The sequence below is a fragment of the Leucobacter sp. NPDC077196 genome (assembly GCF_040687075.1).
GTDB lineage: Bacteria > Actinomycetota > Actinomycetes > Actinomycetales > Microbacteriaceae > Leucobacter.
On record NZ_JBFBML010000006.1, the window covers coordinates 90,414 to 115,699 of the forward strand.

Annotated in this window: 26 protein-coding genes; 7 read left to right on the top strand and 19 right to left on the bottom strand. The window is 66.4% G+C overall.

The window, feature by feature from the left end:
* Window positions 1–10: 10 nt before the first annotated feature.
* From AB0O71_RS08120 to ftsY, 9 genes are all read right to left on the bottom strand, one after another.
* On the bottom strand, window positions 11–739 hold the full coding sequence (locus AB0O71_RS08120; RefSeq protein ID WP_363744074.1) for a glutamine amidotransferase: 729 nt from the start codon (window positions 737–739) through the stop codon (window positions 11–13).
* Window positions 736–2,061: a MurT ligase domain-containing protein gene (locus tag AB0O71_RS08125; protein WP_363744076.1), complete on the bottom strand. Its 1,326-nt coding sequence runs from the start codon at window positions 2,059–2,061 to the stop codon at window positions 736–738. Before AB0O71_RS08125 ends, AB0O71_RS08120 begins: the two co-directional genes overlap by 4 nt.
* A 50-nt stretch (window positions 2,062–2,111) precedes the next feature.
* Complete coding sequence (trmD, locus tag AB0O71_RS08130; protein ID WP_363744078.1) at window positions 2,112–2,849, bottom strand: tRNA (guanosine(37)-N1)-methyltransferase TrmD; 738 nt, start codon at window positions 2,847–2,849, stop codon at window positions 2,112–2,114.
* Entirely contained in the window at window positions 2,846–3,466 is a 621-nt protein-coding gene (gene rimM / locus AB0O71_RS08135; protein WP_363744245.1) for a ribosome maturation factor RimM, read from the bottom strand. The genes trmD and rimM overlap by 4 nt, the downstream gene beginning before the upstream one ends.
* A 56-nt stretch (window positions 3,467–3,522) precedes the next feature.
* Complete coding sequence (locus AB0O71_RS08140) at window positions 3,523–3,810, bottom strand: RNA-binding protein (protein WP_363744080.1); 288 nt, start codon at window positions 3,808–3,810, stop codon at window positions 3,523–3,525.
* Window positions 3,811–3,815: 5 nt separating this feature from the next.
* Window positions 3,816–4,235: a 30S ribosomal protein S16 gene (rpsP, locus tag AB0O71_RS08145; RefSeq protein WP_363744082.1), complete on the bottom strand. Its 420-nt coding sequence runs from the start codon at window positions 4,233–4,235 to the stop codon at window positions 3,816–3,818.
* A 141-nt stretch (window positions 4,236–4,376) separates the two neighbouring features.
* Window positions 4,377–5,945, bottom strand: coding sequence for a signal recognition particle protein (gene ffh, locus AB0O71_RS08150; protein WP_363744084.1), 1,569 nt, complete (start codon window positions 5,943–5,945; stop codon window positions 4,377–4,379).
* 120 nt (window positions 5,946–6,065) lie between these two features.
* Window positions 6,066–6,914 carry a 3-hydroxyacyl-CoA dehydrogenase gene (locus AB0O71_RS08155; protein WP_363744086.1) on the bottom strand — a complete coding sequence of 283 codons (849 nt, stop codon included), beginning with the start codon at window positions 6,912–6,914 and terminating at the stop codon, window positions 6,066–6,068.
* Window positions 6,915–7,058: 144 nt separating this feature from the next.
* Window positions 7,059–7,934: a signal recognition particle-docking protein FtsY gene (gene ftsY, locus AB0O71_RS08160; protein WP_363744088.1), complete on the bottom strand. Its 876-nt coding sequence runs from the start codon at window positions 7,932–7,934 to the stop codon at window positions 7,059–7,061.
* A 225-nt stretch (window positions 7,935–8,159) separates the two neighbouring features.
* On the opposite strand from ftsY, the gene AB0O71_RS08165 reads away from it, so the two are divergent.
* Genes AB0O71_RS08165 through AB0O71_RS08180 form a run of 4 tightly spaced genes read left to right on the top strand, consistent with a single transcriptional unit; the run spans window position 8,160 to window position 12,177 of the window.
* Entirely contained in the window at window positions 8,160–9,476 is a 1,317-nt protein-coding gene (locus AB0O71_RS08165; protein WP_363744090.1) for a branched-chain amino acid ABC transporter permease, read from the top strand.
* 7 nt (window positions 9,477–9,483) lie between these two features.
* The gene (locus AB0O71_RS08170; RefSeq protein ID WP_363744092.1) at window positions 9,484–10,470 is read left to right on the top strand and encodes a branched-chain amino acid ABC transporter permease; all 987 of its coding nucleotides are present in this window, start codon (window positions 9,484–9,486) and stop codon (window positions 10,468–10,470) included.
* A complete protein-coding gene (locus tag AB0O71_RS08175; protein ID WP_363744094.1) occupies window positions 10,463–11,419 on the top strand; it encodes an ABC transporter ATP-binding protein in 957 nt (318 codons plus the stop codon). Before AB0O71_RS08170 ends, AB0O71_RS08175 begins: the two co-directional genes overlap by 8 nt.
* Window positions 11,416–12,177 carry an ABC transporter ATP-binding protein gene (locus tag AB0O71_RS08180; RefSeq protein ID WP_363744096.1) on the top strand — a complete coding sequence of 254 codons (762 nt, stop codon included), beginning with the start codon at window positions 11,416–11,418 and terminating at the stop codon, window positions 12,175–12,177. Before AB0O71_RS08175 ends, AB0O71_RS08180 begins: the two co-directional genes overlap by 4 nt.
* A 64-nt stretch (window positions 12,178–12,241) precedes the next feature.
* On the opposite strand, the gene AB0O71_RS08185 is transcribed toward AB0O71_RS08180, so the two are convergent.
* The 3 genes from AB0O71_RS08185 to AB0O71_RS08195 form a co-directional block, all read right to left on the bottom strand.
* Window positions 12,242–13,537 carry an ABC transporter substrate-binding protein gene (locus AB0O71_RS08185; protein WP_363744098.1) on the bottom strand — a complete coding sequence of 432 codons (1,296 nt, stop codon included), beginning with the start codon at window positions 13,535–13,537 and terminating at the stop codon, window positions 12,242–12,244.
* A 117-nt stretch (window positions 13,538–13,654) separates the two neighbouring features.
* Window positions 13,655–17,377, bottom strand: coding sequence for an AAA family ATPase (locus tag AB0O71_RS08190; protein WP_363744100.1), 3,723 nt, complete (start codon window positions 17,375–17,377; stop codon window positions 13,655–13,657).
* Window positions 17,378–17,484: 107 nt separating this feature from the next.
* Window positions 17,485–17,880, bottom strand: a complete 396-nt coding sequence (locus AB0O71_RS08195) for a DUF4260 family protein (RefSeq protein WP_363744102.1) — start codon at window positions 17,878–17,880, stop codon at window positions 17,485–17,487.
* 178 nt (window positions 17,881–18,058) lie between these two features.
* Here AB0O71_RS08195 and AB0O71_RS08200 point away from each other — a divergent pair, with 178 nt between their 5' ends.
* Window positions 18,059–18,640, top strand: coding sequence for a chorismate mutase (locus tag AB0O71_RS08200; protein ID WP_363744104.1), 582 nt, complete (start codon window positions 18,059–18,061; stop codon window positions 18,638–18,640).
* An 8-nt stretch (window positions 18,641–18,648) separates the two neighbouring features.
* On the opposite strand, the gene AB0O71_RS08205 is transcribed toward AB0O71_RS08200, so the two are convergent.
* Window positions 18,649–18,960: a hypothetical protein gene (locus AB0O71_RS08205; RefSeq protein WP_363744106.1), complete on the bottom strand. Its 312-nt coding sequence runs from the start codon at window positions 18,958–18,960 to the stop codon at window positions 18,649–18,651.
* 215 nt (window positions 18,961–19,175) lie between these two features.
* Here AB0O71_RS08205 and AB0O71_RS08210 point away from each other — a divergent pair, with 215 nt between their 5' ends.
* Together AB0O71_RS08210 and AB0O71_RS08215 are read left to right on the top strand one after the other, a co-directional pair.
* Window positions 19,176–19,463 (top strand): helix-turn-helix domain-containing protein, encoded by a 288-nt coding sequence (locus AB0O71_RS08210; RefSeq protein WP_363744108.1) that lies wholly within the window; start codon window positions 19,176–19,178, stop codon window positions 19,461–19,463.
* A complete protein-coding gene (locus AB0O71_RS08215; protein ID WP_363744110.1) occupies window positions 19,460–20,716 on the top strand; it encodes a type II toxin-antitoxin system HipA family toxin in 1,257 nt (418 codons plus the stop codon). Before AB0O71_RS08210 ends, AB0O71_RS08215 begins: the two co-directional genes overlap by 4 nt.
* 101 nt (window positions 20,717–20,817) lie before the next feature.
* Here the strand turns inward: AB0O71_RS08215 and mutM are convergent, their stop codons facing one another.
* The 6 genes from mutM to coaD all read right to left on the bottom strand — a co-directional run bounded on the left by mutM (window position 20,818) and on the right by coaD (window position 25,261).
* Entirely contained in the window at window positions 20,818–21,810 is a 993-nt protein-coding gene (gene mutM, locus AB0O71_RS08220) for a bifunctional DNA-formamidopyrimidine glycosylase/DNA-(apurinic or apyrimidinic site) lyase (protein ID WP_363744112.1), read from the bottom strand.
* Complete coding sequence (gene rnc, locus AB0O71_RS08225; RefSeq protein WP_363744247.1) at window positions 21,803–22,471, bottom strand: ribonuclease III; 669 nt, start codon at window positions 22,469–22,471, stop codon at window positions 21,803–21,805. The genes mutM and rnc overlap by 8 nt, the downstream gene beginning before the upstream one ends.
* Window positions 22,472–22,544: 73 nt before the next feature.
* Entirely contained in the window at window positions 22,545–22,748 is a 204-nt protein-coding gene (gene rpmF, locus AB0O71_RS08230) for a 50S ribosomal protein L32 (RefSeq protein WP_090148415.1), read from the bottom strand.
* 13 nt (window positions 22,749–22,761) lie between these two features.
* Entirely contained in the window at window positions 22,762–23,364 is a 603-nt protein-coding gene (locus tag AB0O71_RS08235) for a YceD family protein (protein WP_363744115.1), read from the bottom strand.
* Window positions 23,365–23,388: 24 nt separating this feature from the next.
* Window positions 23,389–24,627, bottom strand: coding sequence for an alpha/beta fold hydrolase (locus tag AB0O71_RS08240; RefSeq protein WP_363744117.1), 1,239 nt, complete (start codon window positions 24,625–24,627; stop codon window positions 23,389–23,391).
* Window positions 24,628–24,769: 142 nt separating this feature from the next.
* Window positions 24,770–25,261 carry a pantetheine-phosphate adenylyltransferase gene (gene coaD, locus AB0O71_RS08245; RefSeq protein ID WP_363744119.1) on the bottom strand — a complete coding sequence of 164 codons (492 nt, stop codon included), beginning with the start codon at window positions 25,259–25,261 and terminating at the stop codon, window positions 24,770–24,772.
* Window positions 25,262–25,286: the final 25 nt, after the last annotated feature.

Genomic DNA, 25,286 nt, shown 5'->3' on the forward strand with positions numbered 1-25,286 from the left:
GGATGTCAGCCTATCGAGGTCGCCGTTTAGCGCTTTCTCTCGCTCGGAGCACGGTTTCGTGCGTCGGCGCTACAGGAGTGAACGAGCCATACCGCCGGCGAGCCGCCTCGGCGATGAGGAAGTCGCTGATCGCGGGGTTCTTCGGCAGCAGCGACCCGTGCAGATAACTGCCGAGAACGTTGGCCGTGCGCGCACCTTCCACGCCGGCATCGGGAGCGTTTCCCGCGCCCTGCACGACGCGCCCCAGCGGAGACGAGCCCGGCCCGAGTTGGGTGCTGCCGCTGTGGTTCTCGTAGCCGACGACTTCGCCGAATTCCTCGGTGTCGAGCACCACGTTGCCGATCATGCGCTCGGTGCCGCCGAGCGTCTCGACGTCGAGTACACCGATTCCCACGAGCTCGTCTCCCGCATGCGTGATGAAGCGGTGGCCGAACAACTGGTAGAGCCCGCAAATCATCAACATCGGCACGCCGTCTTCGGCGAGGGCCCGCATGTCACCGGCGCGCTGGGCGAGATCGAGCGCGACGCGCCCCTGCCCCGAGTCCTGGCCTCCTCCGCCCACGACCATATCGATGGTCTCTGGCAGTGGGTCGCCCGGATTCACCTCGACGACTTGCGGTGAGAAACCCTGCGCGGCCGTGCGACGGGCGAGGGAGAGCACGTTTCCACGGTCGCCATAGATGTTCATGTCACGCGGATAGAGCGAGACGATGACGAGCTCGCGATCGGTAGCGTTCACCAGACGTCCTCCACATCGGTCACGTCGGCAAGCGCGCGACGCAGTTCGAGCATTGCCGTGTACGTGCAGTAGATGCGTCGCGGGCGACCGCGGGTGCGCTCTCGGAACGCGGCGAGGGCGCGACGGAGATCTTCTTCGACGTGCCCGACCGAGACGTCGTCGTGCTCGAGTCGCAACGCCATGTCCCAGGCGCGAGTACCGCTGACGGTGTCGACGCCCGCGCCGGCGAGCGACGTGAAATCGACGTCCCACAGCCACGACATGTCGCGGCCGTCGGCATACTGATCGTTGATCGCGATCATCGCGGCAACGCCCTCCGCGTGAAACGATGCAAGACCGAGCCGGAAGCCGGCGGGGTTCTTCACCAGAACCAGCTCGAGGGGCTGGTCGTCGAGCACGAGTTGCTCGCCTCGGCCGAACGCCGGGCGGATCTCGGCGAGGGCGCCGATCAGCTCGTCGGTCGTCGCGGTCGCGCCCGCGCCCGGGGCGATCGGGCCGGCCTCCAGGATCTGACGCACGAGCGCGAGCGCCGCTGCCGCGTTGAACGTGTTGTAGAGCCCTTCCAGCTTCAACGTCGTTCGGTAGTCGTTCCCATCGATGCCGAATCGGGCTTCGTGATCGCCGACTTCGAGCAGCATCACGTCGGCCGGGGTGCGCTGCTCGCGCTGCGCATCAGTTGCCGCCGCAGCGAGGTGGAAGTCGTCGTCGCTCGGGAATGTGGCGAGGAGCGCATCGGAGAGCCCGAATTCGCGAACATCGACACGGGCGCCCGTGCGCTCTCGCGTGAGCGCGCCGATGGCCGCAATCAGTCGATCCTCGCGATTCACCACCAAGCCCTCGGTTGTGGCATCGGCGATGCGCTGGAGCAGCTTCGCGGTCGTATCGATCTCACCGAAACGATCGAGCTGATCGCGCAGCACGTTCAACAGCAGCGTGAATCTCGGCGCCACCCGGTCGATGAAGTACATCGCGTGGGCTTCATCGAGTTCGAGCACCGCGATATCGGCCTCGAGGCGGCCGCGAAGATCGCTCTCCTGAATCGCCGCGGCAACGACGCCCCGCGAGAAGTTCGATCCGGTGCGGTTCGTGAACACGCGCAGACCCCTGGCCTCGAGCAGTTCAACGACCATTTTCGTGGTCGTCGTCTTGCCATTCGTGCCGCTGACGGCAACGACTCCATAGGGAAGCCGCCCCAGTACGCGCCTCAGAAAACCGGGGTCGAGTTTCTCGATCACGAGCCCTGGCAGGGCCGAACCGCCACCCCGGAGCCGGGCGACCTGGCGCACCGACTTGCCGACAACGGCTGAAAGCACATCACGCATGACCCCAGCCTAGAGGCAGCAACCGACACGACCGAACACGCGCGCCGGGCTCACTCCGCGGCGTGCCGCCCGGGCGGTCGGCCCAGAAGCTCGCGTGAGAGCAGCTCGGGTCGCACGCGAGCCGTTCGTGCGATCCGCTGCTCACGGCGCCAGGCCTCGATCGCAGCGTGGTTGCCGCTCAGCAGCACGTCGGGCACCGTTCGGTCGCGCCAGGTCGCCGGCTTCGTGAAACTCGGGTACTCGAGCAGGCCGTCCTCTTCGTGCGATTCCTCAACGAGACTCTCGGGGTTGCCGACAACGCCGGGAACAAGCCGACCGATCGCCTCGATCATGGCGATCGCGGCAACCTCTCCCCCGTTCAGCACGTAATCGCCGATGCTCACGAGACGCACCCGACCCCGATTCGCGTACTCGTCGAACACGCGCTGATCGATGCCCTCGTACCGACCGCAGCCGAAAACGAGATGAGCTTCACCGGCGAGTTCACGCGCCATCGGCTGCGTGAAGACTTCACCAGCCGGCGACGGGAAGATGATGAGCGGATCGGCATCGGTTGCCGCCTCCGTCAGAATGCCGTCGAGGGCCTCCCCCCACGGCTCCGGCTTCATCACCATGCCGGCCCCGCCACCCGCCGGGGTGTCATCGACGGTACGGTGTTTGTCCCGGGTCGCGTCGCGCAGATCGTGCACGTTCAGGTCGATCAGGCCCCGCTGCCGTGCTTTGCCGAGCAATGAGAGCTCGAGCGCATCGAAGTAGCCGGGGAAGATCGAGACGACGTCGATCCTCATGCAGTCGTCTCATCCGTTTCGTTGCGCTGCGGAGCATCCGAGTCGTCACGCTGCGGGGCATCAGTGCCATCGGATTCGGCCTCAGACGCGTCGAAGAGCCCGGGCGGCGGCGTCACATGCACGAGGCCGGCCGCGATGTCGACGCTCGGCACGATCGCCGTCACGAACGGCACGAGCACCGGTCCATCGGCTGAGGTGACCACCAGCAGATCCTGCGCCGGAAGATGCTGCACCTCGGCCACGACGCCGAGCTTCACCGGCTCACCGCCCGGCTCATCTGCGGCGCGCACCACATCGAGACCGACGAGCTGATGGTGGTACCACGCATCTTCTTCCTCGCCCGCCTCGACCGCCTGCTCATCGATCCAGAGAATCGCGCGCACAATGCTCTCGGCGGCGGTGCGATCGGGAACCTCGGTGAAGAAGCCCACGGGCGATTCGTTGAACCACCGGAGTTCGCGCATCGTGATGGTACGTCCGAGCCATGGCGAGTCGGCAGGCACCTGGAGATGGAACACCGCACCCGGCACGAACCGGAGCTCCGGATTGTCGGTGAAGAGCTCGACCTTGAGGCCACCCTTCAGTCCGTGGGGCTTCGTGAGGCGCCCCACGCGCAAACTCCCCGCCCCGCTAGCGGGACGGGGAGCCTGCGCTCGCCCTTGCAGATCTGCCATCAGGCTTCGTTCTCCGCTTCGGCAGCGTCGGCGTCTTCCGCAGCGTCGGTGTCGACGACATCGACGCGTACGCGATCACCACCGGCGAGCGACAGTACGAGCGTGCGCAGCGACGAGGCGGTACGACCGCCTCGTCCGATGACTCGACCGAGGTCGCTCGGGTGCACGTGCACCTCGAGCACGTCGCCCCGCCCCCCGTCACGCGCGTCGACGCGCACCCGTTCAGGGTGATCGACGATACCGCGGACGAGGTGCGCGAGCGCCTCCGCGAGTGCCTGCTGAGCCAAAAGGGTCAGGCCTCGGTCGACTCGGCTGCTGCGTCGTCGGCCGGAGCCTCTTCAGCGGGGGCAGCAGCTGGCTTCTCAGCCTTCGGGCGCAGCACGGGCTTCTTCGCGGCATCAGCCTCGAAAGGAACCTTCGCCTCGGGGGCGAGGATCTTGGACTCGGTCTCGCCGGTTCCCGTGAACTTGCCCCAGTCACCCGAGAGCTTCAGAATGGCGGCGACCTGCTCGGTCGGCTGAGCGCCGACGCTGAGCCAGTACTGCGCGCGGTCGGAGTCGACCTCGATGAACGAGGGGTTCTCGGTCGGGTGGTACTTGCCGATCTCCTCGATGACGCGACCGTCGCGCTTGGTGCGCGAGTCGGCGACGACGATGCGGTAGTAGGGCGCGCGGATCTTGCCGTGGCGCTTGAGACGGATCTTGACAGCCATGATGACTCCTTGAATCGATAGACGATGCCGCATCTCATGCCGGACGGCCGGATCGCGGAAGCGTGGGCGCGCGAGTTGCGCGAACTCGTCAATCTTGCCACACTCCGCGGCGGTTTGCAATTTTCGCCGTGAACAGGGTTTTTAGCGAAGACCCTTGCCGAGCATCTGCTGCAGCTTCGCCAGATCCTCTTCGCTGGGCTGTGCGGCGCCACCCGCGCCGAGACCGAAACCCGACCCGTTCTCAGCCGCGCCGGCTGGCTTCGCGGCGATACCGGCTGCCTCCTGCGCACGCTTCGCCGGGTTTCCCGAGCGCTGCTTGCCCTTGCCCTTCGCGGGCTGCTGCTTCTTTCGGCCGCCGCCGCCCATGCCGGGCACCGGGCCCATGCCGGGAATCTGCGGAACGCCGCCACGGGCGACCGTCTTCATCATCTTCGCCGCCTGCTCGAAGCGCTGCACGAGCTGATTCACGTCGGTGACGGTCATACCCGATCCCCGGGCGATGCGCAGACGCCTCGAGCCGTTGAGCAGCTTCGGGTTGTCGCGCTCGGCCTTCGTCATCGACTGGATGATCGCCTCGGTGTGCACGATCTCGCGCTCGTCGAAGTTGTCGAGCTGCGACTGCATCTTGCCCATGCCGGGCAGCATGCCCATCATCTTCTTGAGCGAACCGGCCTTGCGCAACTGCTGCATCTGGCCGAGGAAGTCGTCGAGCGTGAACGCATCCTTCGCGATCTTCTCCGCGACCTTGCGCGCTTCGTCCTCGTCGAAGGCTGACTGCGCCTGCTCGATGAGGGTGAGAATGTCGCCGAGGTCGAGAATACGACTCGCCATCCGGTCGGGGTGGAATGGCTCGAAGTCGTTCAACCCCTCGCCCGTCGACGCGAAGAGGATCGGCCGACCGGTCACACTGCGGATCGAGAGCGCCGCACCGCCGCGCGCGTCGCCGTCGAGCTTGGTGAGCACGACGCCGGTGAAGTCGACGCCCTCTTGGAAGGCCTGAGCCGTGGCGACTGCATCCTGCCCGATCATCGCATCGATCACGAACAGCACTTCGTCAGGATCGGTGGCCTTGCGAATATCGGACGCCTGCTGCATCAGCTCGGCATCGACGCCGAGTCGACCCGCGGTATCGATGATCACGAAGTCGTGGTGCTTGGAACGCGCCTCTGCGACACCGCGCTTCGCGACCTGCACGGGATCTCCGACGCCGTTTCCCGGCTCCGGCGCGAAGATCTCGGCGCCCGCCTGTTCAGCGACGACGCCGAGCTGCGTCACCGCGTTCGGCCGCTGCAGGTCGCACGCGACGAGCAGCGGTGTATGCCCCTGGTCGCGGAGCCACTTCGCGAGCTTGCCAGCAAGCGTGGTCTTGCCCGCGCCCTGAAGTCCGGCGAGCATGATGATCGTGGGCGGATTCTTCGCGAACTGCAGACGACGCTGCTCTCCGCCGAGAATCGCCACGAGCTCCTCGTTGACAATCTGCACCACCTGCTGCGCCGGATTGAGCGCCTGGTTCACCTCGTCGCCGAGGGCGCGCTCGCGCACCTTGGCGGTGAACTCCTTGACCACGTCGAGCGCGACGTCGGCCTCGAGCAGCGCGCGACGGATCTCGCGAACCGTGCTGTCGACGTCGGACGCAGAGAGCTTGCCCTTCGAACGAAGGTTCTTGAGGGTGTCGGTCAGTCGCGCCGAGAGGTTTCCGAAAGTAGCCATAGCGGGTTCATTCTAGCTCGCATCGGTGGGGAAGGCGGCCTCGGTGAGCCATTCGCCCCCACAGGGGTCTCACCGAGGCCGAATGCCTCACCGAAGCCAATGCCGCAGCCGGGCTTCCGCCTACTCGTACGTGTAGAACCCGCGCCCACTCCCCTTGCCCAGGAACCCCTTGTCGATGTACTCCCGCTTCAGGTACTCGGCGAACTCGCGCGCGCCGGGCTTCTCACTGTCCTTGTTGAGCATGTATGGGGTCATCATTCCGACCACGTCGAAGATCTGAAAGGGCCCGAGTGGCGCGCCCGTGCCGATGCGCCAGGTGCGGTCGATGTCTTCCGGCGTCGCCACTCCACCCATCAGGAGCCCGCTCGCTGCATCGAGGAAGGGAACGAGCAACGAGTTCAGCACGTATCCGGGCTGCTCCTTGAGCACGCGGATCGGCACCATGCCGATCTCCTCCGCGAACTGGGCAACCGCTTCGAATGCGGCGGGGTCGGTTCCCGCGTGACCCATCACCTCACCGGTGTTGTTCTTCCACACCTCGTTCGCGAAGTGCAGCGCGAGGAAGCGCTCGGGGTGGCCAGATGCCGGCGCTATGTCGCTCGGCAGGAGCGTCGACGAGTTCGTTGCGAAAATGGTGGTGTCAGGCACGAGCTCGCCGACGCGACGCCAGGTGTCGCGCTTGATCTCGAGGTTCTCGGGAACCGCTTCGATGACGAGTTCGGCCTGCGCCAGAGCCTCGCCCAGATCGGTGGTCGCCCGGATCCGGCCGATAGCCGCCTCGAGCTTTTCGGGCGACGCGTCCGGAAGATCGCGGATGTAGAGCGGCTTCAGGTACTCCCAACGCTCCGGCAGCTGTGCCAGCGCCTCGTCGTTGATATCGTAGGCGACCACCTCTTTGCCGAAGTACGCGGCCTGGAAGATGATCTGGGAACCGAGCACTCCGGTGCCGAGTACGGTGAGACGCTGCATGATGACCCTTTCTCGTTGAGCGAGCCCGGGCGGGGCCCGCCTCTATCACCGGTCTACTCCTCATGCCGCGCCGGCGCTACAGATTTCGCGCTCGGCGATCGGGTTGCGCTATCGGGTTTCAGCGGCAATACTCAGCAGCGGCACTCAGCCGATCAGCTGCTGCGCGAACACGTGCGGCGTGAAGCCGGTGAGATCGCCGATCCCCTCGCCCTGGCCGATGAGCTTCACCGGCAGTCCGGTCTTCTCCTGCACCGAGAGCACGAACCCACCCTTGGCCGAGCCGTCGAGCTTCGTGAGCACGAGCCCGGTGACGCCCGCGTGCTGAATGAAGGCCTCCGCCTGGGCGAGCCCGTTCTGGCCCGTCGTCGCATCGAGAACGAGCAGCACCTCGGCGACCGGAGCCTGCTTCTCGATGACGCGCCGCACCTTGCCGAGCTCGTCCATGAGCCCGCCCTTGGTCTGCAGACGCCCGGCGGTATCGATGATCGCGATCTCGTAGTCGCTCTCGATCGCGCGCTGCACCGTCTGGAACGCGACCGATGCCGGATCCTGCCCCGCCTGCTGCGGCTTGACGATATCGACGCCTGCGCGATCCGCCCACGTCGCGAGCTGCTCGACCGCCGCCGCGCGGAACGTGTCTGCCGCACCGACGAGCACGCGCTTGTCGAACGCCGTGAGGTACTTCGCGAACTTGCCGATCGTGGTCGTCTTGCCCACGCCGTTGACGCCCACCACCAAGATGACCGCGGGGCGCTCCGAAAGGCGGAGCGTCGGGTCGTAGGCGGCGAGGCGCTCCTCGATTGCGTCGCGCAGCATGCGACGCATCTCGGCCACCTCGGTTACGCGATGCCGTTCGACGTCGGCGCGCAGTGCGTCGAGAATCGACTCCGTCACGTCCGGGCCGAAATCGGCCATGATCAGGGCCGTCTCGAGATCATCCCAGGTCTCATCGGTGATGAGCTCGGGTCCGCTGAAGAGATTGCGGAATGCTTTCGAGAAAGACCAGGATCGCTCTGCCATCTCCCCAGACTACCGCCGACCGCGCCGACAGCCGCGCGGCGTGAACGCGCAACAAATCTGCGCCGAAGGCACGAATGCGCACGAGTCGGCACCGCGTCGGTATATATTTGGGCGACACTGTTGTCAGGGCACACCCGTCGCCTCGACCGTTCAACGACCAATGGAGGTCCGGTGAACCCGACTCTGCAACGCAGACGAATGCCCGTCAGGGGAATCCTGATGCTGATGATCGTCGCTCTCCTCGCGATTTTCGGTATCGCCCTCGCAGCCGCCCCCGCGCACGCCGCCGACACCTGCGAGCCCGATCCCGCAACCGCCTGCGTGCAGGGCGTGATCAAGCTGAGCAGCGGCGATCCCGCGCCCGGCATCGACGTCACACTCAGCGGAGCCGGCGAGGAGTCGACAACGACGACCGACGATGCCGGGCGCTGGGTCTTCAGCGCTGCCGAGGCCGGCACCTACACGGTCGCGATCGATGAGACCACGTTGCCAGACGACGAGTTCTTCAAGACCGCGGGAGAACGCGAAGTGGAGGTGTCGCTGCACAACACTGCGAGCGCGCTGTTTCCGCTGACCGACGACCCCGAAGCGGCGAGCACGACGCCCGAAACCGGCGACGATGAGGCGAAGCCGGCCTCAGCATCCTCCTCGGCAGACGCGTTCTCGTGGCCGCGCTTCTGGCAGCAGTTCGTCTCCGGCATCCGCATGGGCTTGCTTATCGCCCTCGCCTCGCTCGGGCTCTCGCTCGTGTTCGGCACCACAGGCCTCAGCAACTTCGCCCAGGGCGAGATGGTCACGATGGGCGGACTGCTGGCGGCCGCGTTCATGGGAGTCACCGGCAATCTCTGGCTCGCGGGGCTGCTCGCGGTCATCGCGTGCGCGGGCTTCGGCTTCGTGCAAGACAAGGTGCTCTGGAAACCGCTGCGCAAACGACGACTGAGCCTCATGCAGCTCATGATCGTCTCGATCGGTCTATCGATCACGCTGCAATACACCTTCCAGTTCTTCTTCGGTTCGGGCGTCGTGCGCATCGACAAGAGCACCGCTGCAACCGTCACGATCGCAGGAGTCACGCTGACGGTGCAGTCGTACATCGCGATGGGGGTCTCGCTGCTCGCGATCATCGCTGTGGGGCTCGGTCTGATGTACACGAGGTTCGGCCGCGCGACCCGCGCGATTTCAGACAATCCGGCTCTCGCCCGCGCGTCTGGCATCGACGTCGATCGCGTCATCAACGTCGTGTGGGTGGTCGGAGGCGGCCTGGCAGGCCTCGCAGGCGTGTTCTTCGGTCTTGTCTTCAACGGACTCAACTGGTTCACCGGCGGCACGATGCTGCTGATGTTCTTCGCCGCGGTCACCCTCGGCGGGCTCGGCACCGCGTTCGGGGCGTTCGTCGGCTCGATGATCATCGGCATGATCGTCGAGCTCACGAACATCTGGCTGCCCGGCGACCTGAAGTATGCCAGCGCGCTGCTTCTTCTCATCCTGATCCTGCTGGTGCGACCGCAGGGCATTTTCGGACGCAAAGAGCGGATCGGCTAGGAGCATCATGGAATTCTGGACTGGACTCCTGCAGAGCATCCTGCAGACCGCGCTCTCCCCGACCACCGCCGCGTTCGTGCTCGCCGCCATCGGCCTCAACGTGCACTTCGGGTTCACGGGCCTCATGAATATGGGGCAAGCCGGCTTCATGCTCGTGGGCGCCTATGGTTTCGGCGTCTCCGTGGTGCTCGGAGCAGGCTTCTGGACGGCGATGCTCATCGCGATCCTCGCCGCCGTGCTGTTCGCCCTCATCCTCGGCATCCCCACGCTCAAGCTGCGCGGCGACTATCTCGCGATCGTCACCATCAGCGCCGCAGAGATCATCAGAATGGTGGTCAAGCTCGCGGCGCTGCAAGACATCACGGGCGGCCCCACGGGTATTCCCGGGCAGAAGTATCGTCACGTCTTCACCGAGCTCTCGCCCCTTCCCGAGGGCAAGACGACGATTCTCGGGCTGACCTACTCGAACACCGGAGTCGACGACTGGTGGACCCGTCTCGTCGCGTGGGGCCTTGTCGCTCTCTTCATCCTCATCACCTGGGCACTCGTGCGCAGTCCCTGGGGGCGCGTACTGAAAGGCATCCGTGAAGACGAAGACGCGGTGCGCAGTCTGGGAAAGAGCTCATTCGCCTACAAACTGCAGGCGCTCATTCTCGGCGGCGTCATGGGAGCGTTCGGCGGTATCGTCATGGCGCTCCCCGCGGCCATGCAACCGGATTCGATGGGCCGACCGACAACATTCAACCTCTGGATGATCATGCTGCTCGGCGGCGCTGCCACGATCTTCGGCCCGTTGCTCGGCAGCATCCTCTTCTTCGTCATCAGGCTCGTGCTCACCAGCCTTGCCGGCGAGTTCGTACCGGCGTCGGTGCTGAGCGCGCAGCAGACCGAGCAGCTCGCCTGGATTCTCATCGGCATTTCGCTGATTCTGCTGGTGGTCTTCAGACCGCAAGGCATACTCGGCAACAAGAAGGAGCTGTCGTTCAATGTCTGACGCGCAGAATTACCCCAGCGACCGGGCGGCACTGCGAGCGGAACTCGCCGCGCTCGCGCAGACTCCCGGAGTCGCGAAACCAGACCCCATACTCTCGGTGGATCACATCGTGCGGCAGTTCGGCGGGCTGCAGGCCGTCAACGTCGATCATCTCGAGGTGCAGCGCGGCGCGATCACAGCACTGATCGGCCCCAACGGTGCGGGCAAGACCACCTTCTTCAACCTCATCACGGGGTTCGATCGGCCGTCGAACGGGAAACGGCTCATCGGCGGGGGCGATGCGACCTGGACGTTCAACGGCAAGGCGCTCAATCGCACCGGCGCGTCGCAGGTCGCCCGATCCGGCATGGTGCGCACATTCCAGCTCACCAAAGCCCTGTCGCGCATGACTGTGCTCGAGAACATGCTCATCGGCGCGAACGATCAGCCCGGCGAGAACCTGTTCGTCGGTCTCATCAAGCCGCTCTGGGCGAAGCGGGAACGCGAGAACATCGCGCGCGCCGACGAGCTGCTCGCCAGATTCAAGCTCGATGCCAAGCGTGACGACATGGCTGGCGACCTCTCGGGCGGCCAGAAGAAGCTGCTCGAGATGGCGCGTGCGCTCATGTCGAAGCCCGCGATGATCATGCTCGACGAGCCCATGGCGGGCGTGAACCCCGCGCTCACGCAGAGCCTGCTCGATCACATTCAAGCCCTGCGCGACGAGGGAACGACCGTGCTCTTCGTCGAGCACGACATGCACATGGTGCGCCATATCTCCGACTGGGTCGTGGTGATGGCGCAGGGCACCATCATCGCCGAGGGCGAGCCGGAGCAGGTGATGGCGAGCGAGGCGGTCGTCGACGCCTATCTCGGCGCGCACCACGACCGCGACCTCGGCGACGACGATGTGCTGACCACCGGCGTGATCCGAGCGATCGCCACAGAGGTCGAGGAGGAGACCCGATGAATGCTGACGCGCCACTGGTGATCAAGGCAGACAATCTCACAGCCGGGTACCTTCCCGGCATCAACATTCTGAACGGATGCACCCTCGAGGCATACTCGGGGGAACTCATCGGCATCATTGGCCCGAACGGGGCGGGCAAGTCGACATTGCTGAAAGCGCTGTTCGGCCTCGTGAACATTCGCGAGGGCGCGGTGACGCTCGACGGGGACGACATCACGCACACCTCCACGAACCATCTCGTGCGCAAGGGCATCGGTTTCGTCCCGCAGACCAACAACGTCTTCCCCTCTCTGAGCATTGAAGAGAACCTGCAGATGGGGCTGTTCCTGAAGCCCAAACAGTTCGCTGCGCGCGCCGACGAAATGTGGGAGCTCTTTCCCATGCTGGCGGATCGCCGCAAGCAGCGCGCCGGATCGTTGTCGGGCGGCGAGCGACAGTCGGTGGCCATGGCCAGAGCGCTCATGATGAACCCCAAGGTGCTGCTGCTCGACGAGCCGAGCGCCGGCCTCTCACCCGTGCGACAGGATGAGACCTTCATCCGCACGCGGCAGATCAACAAGACCGGTGTCACCATCATCATGGTCGAGCAGAATGCGCGTCGCTGCCTGCAGATCTGCGATCGCGCGTACGTGCTCGATCAGGGGCGCAACTCGTACGAGGGACCGGGCCGCGAGCTCGCGAACGACCCGAAGGTGATCGAGCTCTATCTCGGTACGCTCGCCGCCGATGTTGAGAAGAATTCCGCGCAGACGGAGTGAAGGCAGAACTCGAAAAGCCCCTGGCGCCGGATTCGGCGCCAGGGGCTTTTCGATGGGTTGCGGATTACTCGGTCTGGCCCTCCACGGCCTTCTGGAACACCGGGTTGTTCGAACCGTCGTACTTGTAAATGCCGATGAACGCGGATGAGGGATCGTTATTCTCGTTCAGCGGCCCGGTGCCGGCCTTGCCGACGTACTGGATCTCGGAGCCATCCTGGATCAGCGTCGCGCACTCCTCGAATGTGGAGCACTCCTCGCCGCCCTCACTGCCCGACACCGCGTGCAGGTTCTCCTGGATCGCCGCGGAATCAGTCGATCCGGCCTTCTCCGCGGCCAGCGCAACGAGGGTCACGAGGTCGTAGGCCTCGGGCGCATAGGTGAAGCTCTCGAGCTCGCCGTCGTACTCCTCGGTGTAGATCTCCTGCAACTGCGTCTGAAACTCGTCGTTCGCCTGCGCACCGGGGATCGATGCCTGGGCATTCTCGAGCGTTCCGGCCTCGAAATCGCTCTCGTAGCCGTTCGCGTTGCCGTCGACGAGGTAGAACGTCGAGAGATCGAGCCCCTGGTTCACGGCCTCCGGCACGATCTGCTTGAACTGGTCGTACGTCACCACGACGATCGCCTCGGCGCCTGAGTCCTTCGCCGCGGTGATCTCGGAAGCGAACGAGGTCTGCTCGACCGGGAACTCGTTGCCGTCGCCCTTACCGCCGTAGACGACCTCGGCGCCGGCGGCTTCGACCGTCTCCTGGATCACGTCTCGCAGCCCGAGGCCGTACGGATCGTTGAAGGTGAGGAACGCAACACTCGTCACGCCGTCAGATACGATCTGGTTGCCAAGCGCGTCGCCCTGCACCGTGTCCGGCGGCGCGGTGCGGAAGTAGTTGGGGCTGATGCCGCTGAGATCTGCCGACGTGTTCGAGGGCGAGCCCATCAGGATGCCCGCTTCGGCGATCTTGTCGACGACATGCTGCGTGCGACCCGATCCCATCGCGCCGAGCACGAACGACGCCCCGCTGGCGATGACGTCGTCGGCGCCCGATTCGACGACCGTGAGGTCGCTGGCATCGCCCTCGTTCGCTTCCGCGACGACCTCAACGTCTTGGCCGAGCACGCCGCCCGCACCGTTGATGTCGGAGAGCGCCTGGGCGATGCCGGCCTGAACCGGCGGCATGAGGAACCCGAGGGAACCGGTCTGAGGCAGCAGCGTGGCGATTTGCAGCGCCTCGCTGCTCCCGCCTCCGCCGTCGCCGCCCGTCTCCGTCGGCTCGGTCTCACCGCTCGATGAGCATCCCGAGAGCACGAGCGCTGCGCTGGCGACCAGCGCGAGCACGCCCACTGATGTCTTTGAGTGAACCTTCATTGGTGCACCTTTCTGAAGCAGAAAATGACGCCCCGACGCTGGGGCGTTGATCCGAGCATAGTCTGCCGACCGCCCGCCGTTGAACACGATGAACGAGGCGTCACCAAGTCGTAACCGTTACGCGACTTCTTGCCCCACTCGCTGACCGACGACCGCTGAGATCCCGTCCTGCCGCATCGACACTCCGTACAGTGCATCGGCTATCTCCATCGTGCGCTTCTGGTGCGTGATGATGATGAGCTGCGAGTTCTCGCGCAAGCGCTCGAAGACCTGCAGGAGGCGCCCGAGATTGGCATCGTCGAGGGCGGCCTCGACCTCGTCGACGATGTAGAACGGGCTCGGGCGCGCCTGAAAGATCGCCATGAGCCATGCGACGGCGGCGAGGGAGCGCTCGCCGCCGGAGAGCAGCGACATGCGCTCCACCTTCTTGCCAGCGGGTCTCACCGCGATGTCGATGCCCGTGTTCAACAGATCGTCGGGGTCGCTCAGCGCGATCTCCCCCGAGCCGCCCGGGAAGAGGATCGGGAACACCTCGGCGAACGCCACCCGGGTGTCTTCGAACGCCGCCGCGAAGATGCCCTGCATCTTCTGGTCGAGCTCTTCGATGATCGCCATGAGATCGGAACGAGTCTTCGTGAGGTCTTGCAGTTGCTCAGTCAGAAAGCTGTGACGCTGCTCGAGGGCCGCGAACTCCTCGAGGGCGAGCGGGTTGATGCGCCCGAGTTCCGCCAGGCGTCGCTCGGCCTTCGCGAGTCGACGCTCCTGCTCGGCGCGCACGAAGGGACGGGTCTCCACCGCTTCACCCGGTTCCACGCGGTGATCAGCCTCGTCCACTGACGATGCTGCGCCATCCTCGCCCGCGTCCGCGCGCGCGTCCAACCCCAACTCTGCCGCGAGCTGCGCCTCGAGGTCATTGGCGTACTGAATGGTTTCGGCCGCTCCGTCGCTCTGCAGCTCCGCTACGACATCGTCGGGCGGCGACACCGGGATCGGCACCCGCGGGCCGTATTCGGCGATCAGCACGTCTTCGACCAGACCGAGTTCATTGCCCGAGCGTTCGAGCAGTGCCGAGAGCTGCAGTTTGCGTTCGTAGCTCTTGAGCTCGGCGCCGTGCACCCGCTCGGCCAACGTCTGCAGCTTCTGCCGCAACCCAGACTCCTCCGAGCGCAGCAGCGTCAGTTCCTGACTGTGCTTCGCCCGCTCGCGCTCTGCATGCTGCTGCGCCAGGCGAGCCTCTGCGAGCGATCGATCGCAGGCATCGAGGATCGCGGGAAGGAGGGCGCCCACACGCTCTGCCTGCGCCACCTGCCGCGCGCGCAGCACCGCTCGACGTGCGGCGTCCTCGGCGGCACGGCGCTCGGCCTCGAGCTGCTCGCCGAGCGTCTTGCGCTGCTCCGTCGCGGCCCGTGCGCGCTCGCGCGCGGTCTCGAGCGAGAGGCGAGCCTCGAGCTCGGCAGCCCGCGCCCCGTCTACCTCGCGCGACAGGCCGTCGCGCTGACTCGCGTCAAGCATCGGACGCGGTTGAGACGCCGCCTCGCCGAGAGCCTGCGCAGCCCGCTCGGCCTCTGCTGCGGCAGCATGCGCCGACTCCGCGACCACGATCAGGGCCTGGCGCGCGCGCTCGGCTTCAGCCACGGCCGATTCCGCCCGCGCCGACAGCCGGTTGCGCTCCTTCGAGACCTCGGTGAGCCGAGCGTCGGCAGCCCGGAGTTCGGCGAACGCCTGCTGGGCCTCCGACTTCGCCAGCGTCGATGCCGCACGCAGCTCTGCGAGTTCCGCTTCGAGCTCGGCAACGGCAGACGCAACCTCGGAGCGGCGCTGCGACGCCTGCTCGAGTTCCGCGGTCAACTCGATGCGCGACGGAGCAAGGGTCGACCCTCCACTGATCGTGTTCGCCGTTGCGACATCCCCGGCGCTCGTGACGACGGTGAACCCCCCGCCTGGCCAATGCTTGCCCAGCACGGCGACCGCGGCGATCGCGGCATCGAGGTCCGCGGCGATGTAACTGCGCTCGAGCAGCGCTCGCACGCCCGCGGGCGCATCGAGCAGCACCGTGTTCGCACGCACGAGGCCCGCGAACTCAGGTGCCTCAGCTGAGACCCCGCGCTCGTCATCTCGTCTCCCCGCGGCGGCGACCACCGCTCGCAGTCGACCGAGATCCTGCTCGCGAGCCCACGCGACCGCGCGGCCCGCAGCGCCGGGGTGCTCCGCGAGCAGCGCATCGGCGAAGGTGCCGAGCGCCGCGGCAACGCCCGCTTCGTGCCCCTCGGCCACGCGCACGTGATCGGCGACCCGGCCGGTAACGCCATTCGGGGCCTGGGCCAGCAGCGCGGCCGAGGCATCGCGCTGGTCGAGCGAACGCGTCAGAGCGCTGACGCGGGCTTCGAGACCCGCCAGCTCCTGTGCGAGCCCGTGCAGACGCTCCCGCACTTCGTCGCGACGCTGCTCGGCTGCGGCCTGTCGCTCCTGGGCGGCGCGATAGGCATGATCCTGATCCGCACCCGATGCGTCACCCTCGGCGTCGCCCCCAAGTTCCTCGCGCTCTTCGAAACCCGCGAGCTCCAGCTGCGCCGCCTCGGCCCGCGACTCGGCCTGGGCGAGCGCCTGCTCGCGACGCTCCACCTCCTGCGCCACCGTGGCGCGCTTCTGCTCGGCCGCCTCGGCGCGGCCCCTGAGCTGCGAGAGCTGCAGGTCATGCTTCGAGACGAGCTCGCTCTGCGCAGCAATGTGTTCGTCGATCGCGTCGAGCGCCTGCTGGGCCGCGCGCGTGGCCGCACCCGCACGCTGCCATACCGACTCCGCTTCGGGAATCAGCGCTTCGAGCCGTGCAGCTTCTTCTCTGGCCTCGTCGACCGAGGCTCGCGTGACCCGGTGCACGTGCTCCGGAGCTTCCGCCTGCGTCGCAAGGAACGTGAGCCGCTGCTGCGTTTGCGAGAACAGACCGCGCAGCTTCGACTGCACCGACTCGAGACCGAGGGCCACACGCCGCGCACTGTCGAGCTCATCGCTCTGCTGGCTCTGCTCCAAGCGCTGGATGCGCAGCTGCTTCTGCTCAACCTGCTCCTGCAGCACGATGCGCTCGGAGTGCTGTTCCGACTCGTCGCGCGCGAGGGCGTCGAGTTCGGTGCGCAGGCGGTGCACATCGTCGGCGAGCAGACGCGCTTTCGCGTCGCGCACCTCTGCGGCGATCCCCTGTGCGGCACGCGCCACCTCCGCCTGGCGCCCGAGCGGCTTCAGCTGGCGTCGAATCTCGCCGGCGAGGTCATTGAGCCGAGTGAGATTCGTCTCCATGGCCTCGAGCTTGCGCAGCGTGCGCTCCTTGCGGCGGCGGTGCTTGAGAATGCCCGCAGCTTCTTCGATGAACCCGCGGCGATCCTCCGCCGTGGCGCGCAGCACCGCATCGAGTTGTCCCTGGCCGACGATGACGTGCATCTCACGACCCAGACCGGAATCGCTCAACAGCTCCTGGACGTCGAGCAGGCGACACGCATCACCGTTGATCGCGTACTCGCTCGAACCGTTGCGGAAGAGCGTGCGACTGATCGTCACCTCGGTGTACTCGATCGGCAGCGCCCCGTCGGCATTGTCGATCGTGAGCTTCACCTCTGCGCGCCCCAGCGGACCGCGCGTCGAGGTGCCGGCGAAGATGACGTCTTCCATTTTGCCGCCGCGCAGCGTCTTCGCCCCCTGCTCCCCCATCACCCAGGCGAGCGCGTCGACGACATTGGACTTGCCCGAACCGTTCGGCCCGACGATCGCTGTGACGCCCGGCTCGAACTGGAAGGTGGTCGGCTGTGCGAACGACTTGAAGCCCTTGAGCGTGAGGCTCTTCAGATGCACGCCGTCTCCCTTCCGTTCACCCGCGCGGGCGCTGGTGCCTACTGTATGGCACGGCTCGATCCTGGCGAGCGTGGCACTCCCCAGACGGCGGGATTCGGATCCGCGCCCTAGACGACGAAGCCGACCGGGATGATCGAGCCCTCGGAGTCTCGGAAGCCGAACCCGAAGGCGCGATCCGCCGCAATGTGCACGAACCATGCGGCACCGGCGAGCGCGATATACACGAAACCGCCATCGATACCGCCCGTGATGAAGAAGGTCACCAGCCCGATCACGAGCAGCACGATCGGGAGCGTCATCGTGTGCACCGTGTTGTACAGGCGCACGCGACCCGGCTTGAGGCGCCCGCGCTCGGCGAACGCGCCGATGAGCGCGAGGTCGGGCCCGAGACCGAAGACGAGGGCGACAACGACAGCTGTGGGCCCGAGCGCGACGCACACCAGCACGATGACGGCGAACCACACAGCGGCGCCCATTCCCCAGCTCACGCGCATCATATTCATCCTGCCAGTTTACGAGCTTCACTCCCGCCGCCCGGCTCCCGTGCCAGGCGACATGCGCCCACGATGCGACAGAACCTCCGTTCAACCCCGTCCCTCTCACAGATGTTCTGTCGCATTCCGATGACGCGGATCTGTCGTGTTCGACGTGCGCACGCGCGCTGCCCAGTACGCTGAGCGTATGACCGAGCCAGATCCCCTCGCCGAGGTCCGCAGCCAGATCGATGCCATCGACCGCCGTATCGTCGCGCTCCTCGCCGAGCGGCAGCAGTGGGTGCTGCGTGCAGGATCGCTGAAGACCGACGAGGCCGCCGTGCGTGCGCCTGCCAGGGTCGAGCAGGTGATCGCGAAGGTGCGTTTGCTCGCCTCGGAGGCGGGAGCATCGCCCGAGGTGATCGAGTCCGCGTATCGTGCGCTCATCTCCGCATACATCTCATTGGAGCTCGACGCGCATCGCGGGGCGGCCAGTGGGTCGGAGAACCCCGAACTGTTGCTGCAGCGCGCCCTGTCAGCCGCGGATCAGGGCGACGCGGTGGTGGCGACCAGTGAGCTCAGCCAGCTGCTCGAGATCACGTCCGACCTTCCGCTCCGTCTGCGCTCCGCAGCCGCTCTCGGCGAACTGCTCATCGCCGCGGCCCGAGCCGCTGAGGCGGAGATCGTGCTCGCAGCCGCCGTCACCGCGGCCGATGGGGCGGACGAACTGGACGACATCGACAAGGCGGAGCTCGAACGTGTGATCGAGCTGCTGAACCGCGTTCGCTGAACGGGGCGTTAGTGCGAGCCCTGCGGGTTCGTGGACTCGTCGGGTTGTTCCAGCGGCTCGGACTGCACGGCGGATCCACCCTTCGGGCACTTCACATAGGTCGGCTTGCCTGGGCCGCCGCGATCGATGTGGTGATCGCTCATCGGGCGCCGACAGATCGGACACTTCGGGTTCGCGGGCGGCACGTATGCCGGCTCATTGGGGTCACCGAGCTGAGCGGTGCCCTCGAACTGATAGAAGAAGCGTCGCCAGGCGGCCCAGAAGCCCGGCTGACCGTCCCAGGGAGTCGCATGCCACAGCCGCCGTTTTCGTTCACGCACGTGTTCAGCCTACCAGATTAGTTAGGGCACTAAGTAAATCAGAGATTCATCCGAACCCCGCGTGGTCGCCGCCAGGCATCGACCATGGGCGCGCATTCCAGGACCTCCTCACCGTGAGATGCACGCGACGAACGGCACGGAAGGAGTATGACGACATTCCTCGCCGTATCTAGACGAAGTGGCGTGTATAATCGCCACAGGAGAGAGGAACCGCGATGGCAGGGTACAAGATCGACCGTCAACTCACCGCGTTTGGCAAGCACGTGCACGGCTGGCGCATGGTCCTGGGCCTGACGGCCCAGCAGGTCGCTGAACGCGCCGGCATCACGCGCGACACCCTGCGCAAGATTGAGAACGGGGACACCGGCGTGCGCTTCGGCAGCGTCATGCAGGTCCTGCGCGCGCTCGGCGCGCTCGACCAGGCCCTCGACGCGATCGATCCGCTCAACAGCGACATCGGGCGGCTGCGGGCCGGGAGCCTCGCGAAGAAGAGAGCCCGATGACCACCGTCGAGGTCCTCGTTGGCGAAGGGGACGACGCCAGGCTGGTCGGCCAGGCGCACTTCACCCGGACGCGCGGCCAGATCTCCACGACGTTCCTGTACGACCCTGGCTACCTCGCGGGTGGCGGCATGAGCATCGATCCCGCGCTGCCGCTCGTGTCCGGGTCCCAGCATCAGGCGGGTCTCGCGCGCGCGTTCGCGGACAGCGCCCCTGACCGGTGGGGCCGGAACCTCATCGAGAAGGCCGAGCGCGGACGCGCGCGCGAGGAACGCAGGGCATCGCGCCGGTTGGACGATCTCGACTTCCTCCTCGGCGTCAGCGACGACACACGTCAGGGCGCGCTGCGCTTCAGGCTCCCCGGGGACGGAGCGTTCCTCGGGAAGCCCTCGAGCGTGCCGCAGCTGGTGTCGCTGCCAGAGCTGCTGCGGGCGGCCGACGAGGTCGCCTCCGACGAGGACCCTGCTCGGGCGATCAAGCAGCTCCTGGAAACGGGCACGACGGGCTTGGGAGGCGCACGCCCCAAGGCATCGGTGCGCCTCGAGGACGGGTCGCTGGCGATCGCGAAGTTCCCTCACGGAAGCGACCGGTGGGACGTCATGGCTTGGGAGGCCACGGCCCACGACCTGATGGAGGCGGCGGGGATGAGGGTGCCCCGTAGAAGGCTCACGCGTGTGGGCGGACGCAGCGTGCTGATCCTGCGCCGGTTCGACCGCGCGGACGAGGGCCGCAGAATCGGCTACATCAGCGCCATGACGGCGCTGGGCTCGACCGATGGCGAGCACCGAGACTACGCCGATATCGCCGAGGTGATCCGTGACTTGTCGCTCTCTCCGAGGGCGGACCACCACGAGCTCTTCGACCGCGTCGTTGCGAGCGTCGCGTTGGGCAACACCGACGACCACCTGCGCAACCACGGCTTCCTCGCCGACCGCGGTTCCTGGACCCTCAGCCCCGCGTTCGATGTCAATCCGACCCCGGACCCGTGGCGAGCGAGATCGACCTCGGTCATGGGAGCCGATGCCCGGCCCGACGAGGCTGAGGCTCTGCTGGCGTTCGCAGGGGAGTGCAGCTTGAACACCGCAAGCGCCCGGGAGAGGATGGGCCGCGTCACCACTGCAATGAACTCCTGGCGCGACGCCGCGCGGAGCAACGGCGTCCGCGCGCAGGAGATTTCGATGATGGCCGAGTCGATCCAGCCCCGGCTCGACGCCGTCCTCGCCGCTGCGTCCGCGGAAGGGGCCGGTCGAGCATGAACTTCCGCTGCGCACCGTGAGTCGTCGGAGTCGGCCGCAGGGGCCCTCATCCAAGGCCACCGGTGACGCGGGAGGTCGACCGCGCCCGAAGAGAGACCTCCCTAACCTTTCGGGCTCGAGTGCAGCAGCCGCTCCCCGGAGCCAACATAGCGCCGCCTCTGGCACTTCGGGCAGAAGTGACTCGATCGCCCGCCGAACGGCACGCGCCTGATCGGGGTTCCGCAGCGCGGGCAGGGCGCTCCCCCGCGCCCGTAGGCGTTCAGCGAATGCGCGAAGTAGCCAGCCTGCCCGTTCACGTTCACGTACTGCTCGTCAAAGCTCGTACCGCCCTCGCTCAGCGCCTGCGCGAACACCGCTCGCAGCACCGCAAGCAGCTCGACGGCCTTGCGGGGGCCGACCGCGATTCCCGACGTATCGGGATGCAGTCGAGCACGCCACAGCGCCTCGTCCGCGTAGATGTTGCCCACGCCGCTGATGAGCGTCTGGTCGAGGAGCAGCTTCTTCACTCCTGAGCTGCGATTGCGCAGCACCGCGATGAACCGCCCGTCGTCGAACGCCGGATCGAGCGGATCGCGTGCGATGTGACCGGCCTGCGCCGGCACCATGCCCGGGCCGTCATCGGCGGGCCGAAGCGCGTCGAGCGCAAGCGAGCCGAACAACCGCTGGTCGGCGAAGTCGACGCGCAGCTCGCCGTGCTCCGGGTGCTCGATCCACATGCGGATCCGCACGTGCCGATCGTCGGCAGCGTCGTGCGCGCGCAGCAGCACCTGCCCGCTCATGCCGAGGTGCGCCAGGAGCGCGAGCGGGGCGGCGTCAGCAGCGGACCCCGATATCGGAATCCACATGAACTTGCCCCGGCGTTGCGGGGCGTCGAGCGTGACACCGGTGACGCGACGCTCGAAGTCCGCGCTGCGGGCCGCGGCGGCTGCGGCGCTGAGAGTGACGCCGTGGCCTCCGAGCCCATCATCGCCGCTCGTCGGCAGGTGTCGCTTGAGCGCACGAGGGTCACGCACATCGACGGCGACGACGCGAGCACCCGTCAACGCGGGGGCGAGCCCCGAACGAACGACCTCGACTTCGGGAAGCTCAGGCACGTCGGCGCTTGGCCGGGAGGCGCAGTCGGGTCACGGCGTCGCGCGCAGCGGCGAGCTCAGCGGCCTTCTTACTCGTTCCCTCGCCCCTCCCCGTCACGTTGTCGAGCGTCACGTGCGATGCATAGCGGCGATCGTGGTCTGGGCCGGTACCCGTCGTCTCGTACGGCGGGTGCGGCAGGCCTCGGCGCGAAGCCTCCTGCTGCAGCGATGTCTTGGGATCGAGCGCTTCAAGTGCTTCGAGAAAGCGGTCGGCGTCGTCGAGCAGCGGTGCGACGAGGTCGAGCACGAACTTCGTCGCCGTCAGCGGGTCCGTCGACAAATACACCGCACCGATGACCGCTTCGACAGCGTCAGCGAGCAGCGAGTCCTTGTCACGACCGCCCGTGAGTTCCTCACCCTTGCCGAGGCGCAGCATCTCACCCAGGCCGTGCTGGCGCGCGACCGCCGCGAGTGCGACCGTCGACACCAGCGCGGCGCGGCGTTTCGCGAGCTCGCCTTCACTGAGGTCGGGAAACGTCGTGAACAACTCGACCGTGACTGCCTGGCCGAGTACTGAGTCACCGAGGAATTCGAGGCGTTCATTGTGCGGCGCACCGCCGTGCTCGTACGCCCACGACCGATGGGTCAGCGCGAGCTGCACCAGCTCAGGATCGGCGCGCACGCCGAATGCATGGAGAAAGCCGCCGGGATCCCCTTTCGAGGAGCCCGACGGCTCTGCAACGCTCTGGGTCAACTCAGGCGTCGGCGACCTTGCGACCCTTGTACTCGAGGAAGAGGGCGTTGCCCTGCGAATCCTCGACCACGCGGGCGCGGTGCGGCAGGCTGTACACGGTGCGACCGTTTTCTTCGGTCTTCACCAGGGTGGGAGCCGTAGCCTTCCACGCCGAACGACGGTGACGGGTGTTCGATCGCGACATCTTCCTCTTGGGAACAGCCATGATGCTCTCTTTCCTACTTGCTTGCGGACTCGGGAGTCTCACCCGAGCCGTGGTCTACTTCAGCCTCGACTGCATTGGTCTTCACATCTTCAGGAGCCTGCGCACCTTCCGGAGCAAAACCCGCCAGCGCTGCCCAGCGCGGATCGATATCCGCACTGTTATTCACTGCAGCCTCGGTATCGCGCAACTCACCGGACTCGGGATCGAGACCCGGGCAGTCCGGACGACACACAGGCTGGAACGGAAGTGCAAGCACTACCGCGTCTCGGAGCGGAGGTTCAAGATCCACGTGATCACCGTGAACCTCATACTCGTCGGCCTCCGTAGGAGTATACGCGAAAAGTTCCTGGAACTCGACTTCAAACGGCGTGGTGAAATCTTTCAGGCATCGTCCGCACTGCGCGTGCATCGTCGTAGCGACTTCCGCCGACACGAGAATGCCCTCGTGCACAGACTCGAGGCGCACGTCGAGGTCGAGGTCGACCCCCGCCGGGATCTCCGCGAGGCTTTCGCCCAGCTTCTCGGGAACCGTCGCAGTACGCGATCGTTCACGCATCTCCCCTGGACGATTGATAATGTCGCGGATGTTCTCCTCATAGACTCGGCTCTTACTCACCGACCCATCTTACCGCGCATTCGGCTACGAACCCGAGCCCGCCAGCTGCTCGTCGAGCCAAGCAAAAGCGCGCTCAGCGAACAGTGGCCGGGCGAGCGGTTCGCAGTGCCCGCCCGCGCCCTCCGAAGCGGTGAACGGGAGCAGGGTCGACACCGTCGGCGCCAACTCTGCGAGGCGCTCCGACTGGCCCGGCCAGAACTGCTCACCCTCGGGCGATGCGATCAGCATCGGCGTGCGGATCTGGGGCACGACATCAGCGACGGAGTACTGCCTCACGGCACGCAACGTCGCCGCGTACCCCTGGGTGCCGTACGGCCGGGCCCGGAACGACCAGGTGCGAGCCGTGGTCGGCGAGAATTTCATGCCGATCGCCATCTCCTGATCGAAGCGATCGTCGTCACCCCGTTCGAGCGCCACGAGGAGACTGCGCGGAATGTGCTGTTCCCACGACGCCGCGACGTCGACCACGCCGGGATCGAGCACGGCGGCGGCGAAGCGGTGCTCGAAGGCCAGCGCTCGAGCCACCCAGTATCCCCCCTGACTGATTCCCAAGAGCGCCACGCGAGCGGGATCCCGATCCTCTTTCGCAGCGAGCCAATCGTAGATCGGCGTGAGCACGTGCTCCCAGTCCGGGCGAAAGCGACCGCCCCGTTCGAACAGGTCGGACTGCTGCCCTGGCCCGTCGAAGACGAGCACATCAAGCCCACGGCGCAGCGCCGGTGCTGCAGCGGAAGCCCAGACGGAAGCGAGCGAGCCGTCGCTGCCGTTCACCACGACGAGCGTGTGCCGATTCTCGGCCGCCGCATTCGCAGGAGATCGAAACAGCCATCCCGTAACCTCGCCCGAGTCGATCGTGATGCGGGCGCGCTCAGATTCGACATCCACGCACGTGAGGAACGCTTCCCATGCGGCGCTCTGGGCGCGGAAGGTGCGAAGCAGATCGTCCGGTCGATCGAGTGCGCTGAGCGCGTTCACCGCGACGCCGAAGTAGGCCGACGCGCGCAGATATGCGTCCGCGGCACTGGCCAGCTGACCCTCCTGCTGCGTTTTCGCGGCAGACCGCGACGAACGCTCAGCGAGTTCGCGCCAGGCCTCATACCAGCCCGCGTGATCGTGCGGACGGATGGATGCCGTCGCAGCCAGCACTTCGCCGATCACCGCAGCGCCTTCGTGGGCAGCTCCGATGACGCAGCGAATCTCGTAGTCGAAGTCGGGCTGGGCGGCGAACTGAACGGTCTGATCTCGGTGTGCGAAGAACGACATGCGGCTCCCGTCCGGCCTGACATACAGGGCTCTGGATTCAGTATGAGCGCGAATCGGCGATGAGTCGAGATGCGCGACGCGATCCTTCGCGCCCCGTTCCGCCTTCAGTCCGGCGAATCAGCGCCCTCTCGCGCCGGTCCGATCACGCCGGGAGGCGCTTGTCGAGGAAGCGCGCCACGGCGGGCGGAACGTAGGGACTCACATCGCCGCCCATTCCCGAGACTTGACGCACCAGCGTACTCGACACGTGCGCATGCCCCGGATCCGGCAGCATGAAGACCGTCTCGACGTCGGCGAGGCTTCGGTTCATGATCGCCATGGGCGTCTCGTACGACACATCGATCTGTGAGCGAATACCCTTCACGAGCACCGATGCCCCGACCTCAGTGCAGTAATCCACGAGCAAGCCAACTGACCACGAGGCGACGGTGATGTTCGTCGGTGCTCCGGCCTCCTCGAGCGACTTCTGAATGAGCGTCATGCGTTCGGAAATGGGAAGCATCGCGTGTTTGTTCGGGTTGTGCACCACCAGCACGTGCACTTCATCGAATATGCCAGCGGCTCTGAGAATGACATCGAGATGCCCCATCGTCACCGGATCGAAGGAGCCCGGAACCACAGCGATTTTCGTCATGGCTTCAGCCTAGGGTTCGACACCG

Coding starts and splice junctions, on each gene's coding strand:
- AB0O71_RS08240 (WP_363744117.1), bottom strand. CDS start 24,627: ATGTCGTTCTTCGCACACCGAGATCAGACCGTTCAGTTCGCCGCCCAG.
- AB0O71_RS08210 (WP_363744108.1), top strand. CDS start 19,176: ATGGCAGGGTACAAGATCGACCGTCAACTCACCGCGTTTGGCAAGCAC.
- rpmF (WP_090148415.1), bottom strand. CDS start 22,748: ATGGCTGTTCCCAAGAGGAAGATGTCGCGATCGAACACCCGTCACCGT.
- AB0O71_RS08180 (WP_363744096.1), top strand. CDS start 11,416: ATGAATGCTGACGCGCCACTGGTGATCAAGGCAGACAATCTCACAGCC.
- trmD (WP_363744078.1), bottom strand. CDS start 2,849: ATGAGGATCGACGTCGTCTCGATCTTCCCCGGCTACTTCGATGCGCTC.
- AB0O71_RS08125 (WP_363744076.1), bottom strand. CDS start 2,061: ATGCGTGATGTGCTTTCAGCCGTTGTCGGCAAGTCGGTGCGCCAGGTC.
- ftsY (WP_363744088.1), bottom strand. CDS start 7,934: ATGGCAGAGCGATCCTGGTCTTTCTCGAAAGCATTCCGCAATCTCTTC.
- AB0O71_RS08185 (WP_363744098.1), bottom strand. CDS start 13,537: ATGAAGGTTCACTCAAAGACATCAGTGGGCGTGCTCGCGCTGGTCGCC.
- AB0O71_RS08175 (WP_363744094.1), top strand. CDS start 10,463: ATGTCTGACGCGCAGAATTACCCCAGCGACCGGGCGGCACTGCGAGCG.
- AB0O71_RS08195 (WP_363744102.1), bottom strand. CDS start 17,880: ATGAATATGATGCGCGTGAGCTGGGGAATGGGCGCCGCTGTGTGGTTC.
- AB0O71_RS08200 (WP_363744104.1), top strand. CDS start 18,059: ATGACCGAGCCAGATCCCCTCGCCGAGGTCCGCAGCCAGATCGATGCC.
- coaD (WP_363744119.1), bottom strand. CDS start 25,261: ATGACGAAAATCGCTGTGGTTCCGGGCTCCTTCGATCCGGTGACGATG.
- AB0O71_RS08215 (WP_363744110.1), top strand. CDS start 19,460: ATGACCACCGTCGAGGTCCTCGTTGGCGAAGGGGACGACGCCAGGCTG.
- AB0O71_RS08155 (WP_363744086.1), bottom strand. CDS start 6,914: ATGCAGCGTCTCACCGTACTCGGCACCGGAGTGCTCGGTTCCCAGATC.
- rpsP (WP_363744082.1), bottom strand. CDS start 4,235: ATGGCTGTCAAGATCCGTCTCAAGCGCCACGGCAAGATCCGCGCGCCC.
- ffh (WP_363744084.1), bottom strand. CDS start 5,945: ATGGCTACTTTCGGAAACCTCTCGGCGCGACTGACCGACACCCTCAAG.
- AB0O71_RS08165 (WP_363744090.1), top strand. CDS start 8,160: ATGATCGTCGCTCTCCTCGCGATTTTCGGTATCGCCCTCGCAGCCGCC.
- AB0O71_RS08170 (WP_363744092.1), top strand. CDS start 9,484: ATGGAATTCTGGACTGGACTCCTGCAGAGCATCCTGCAGACCGCGCTC.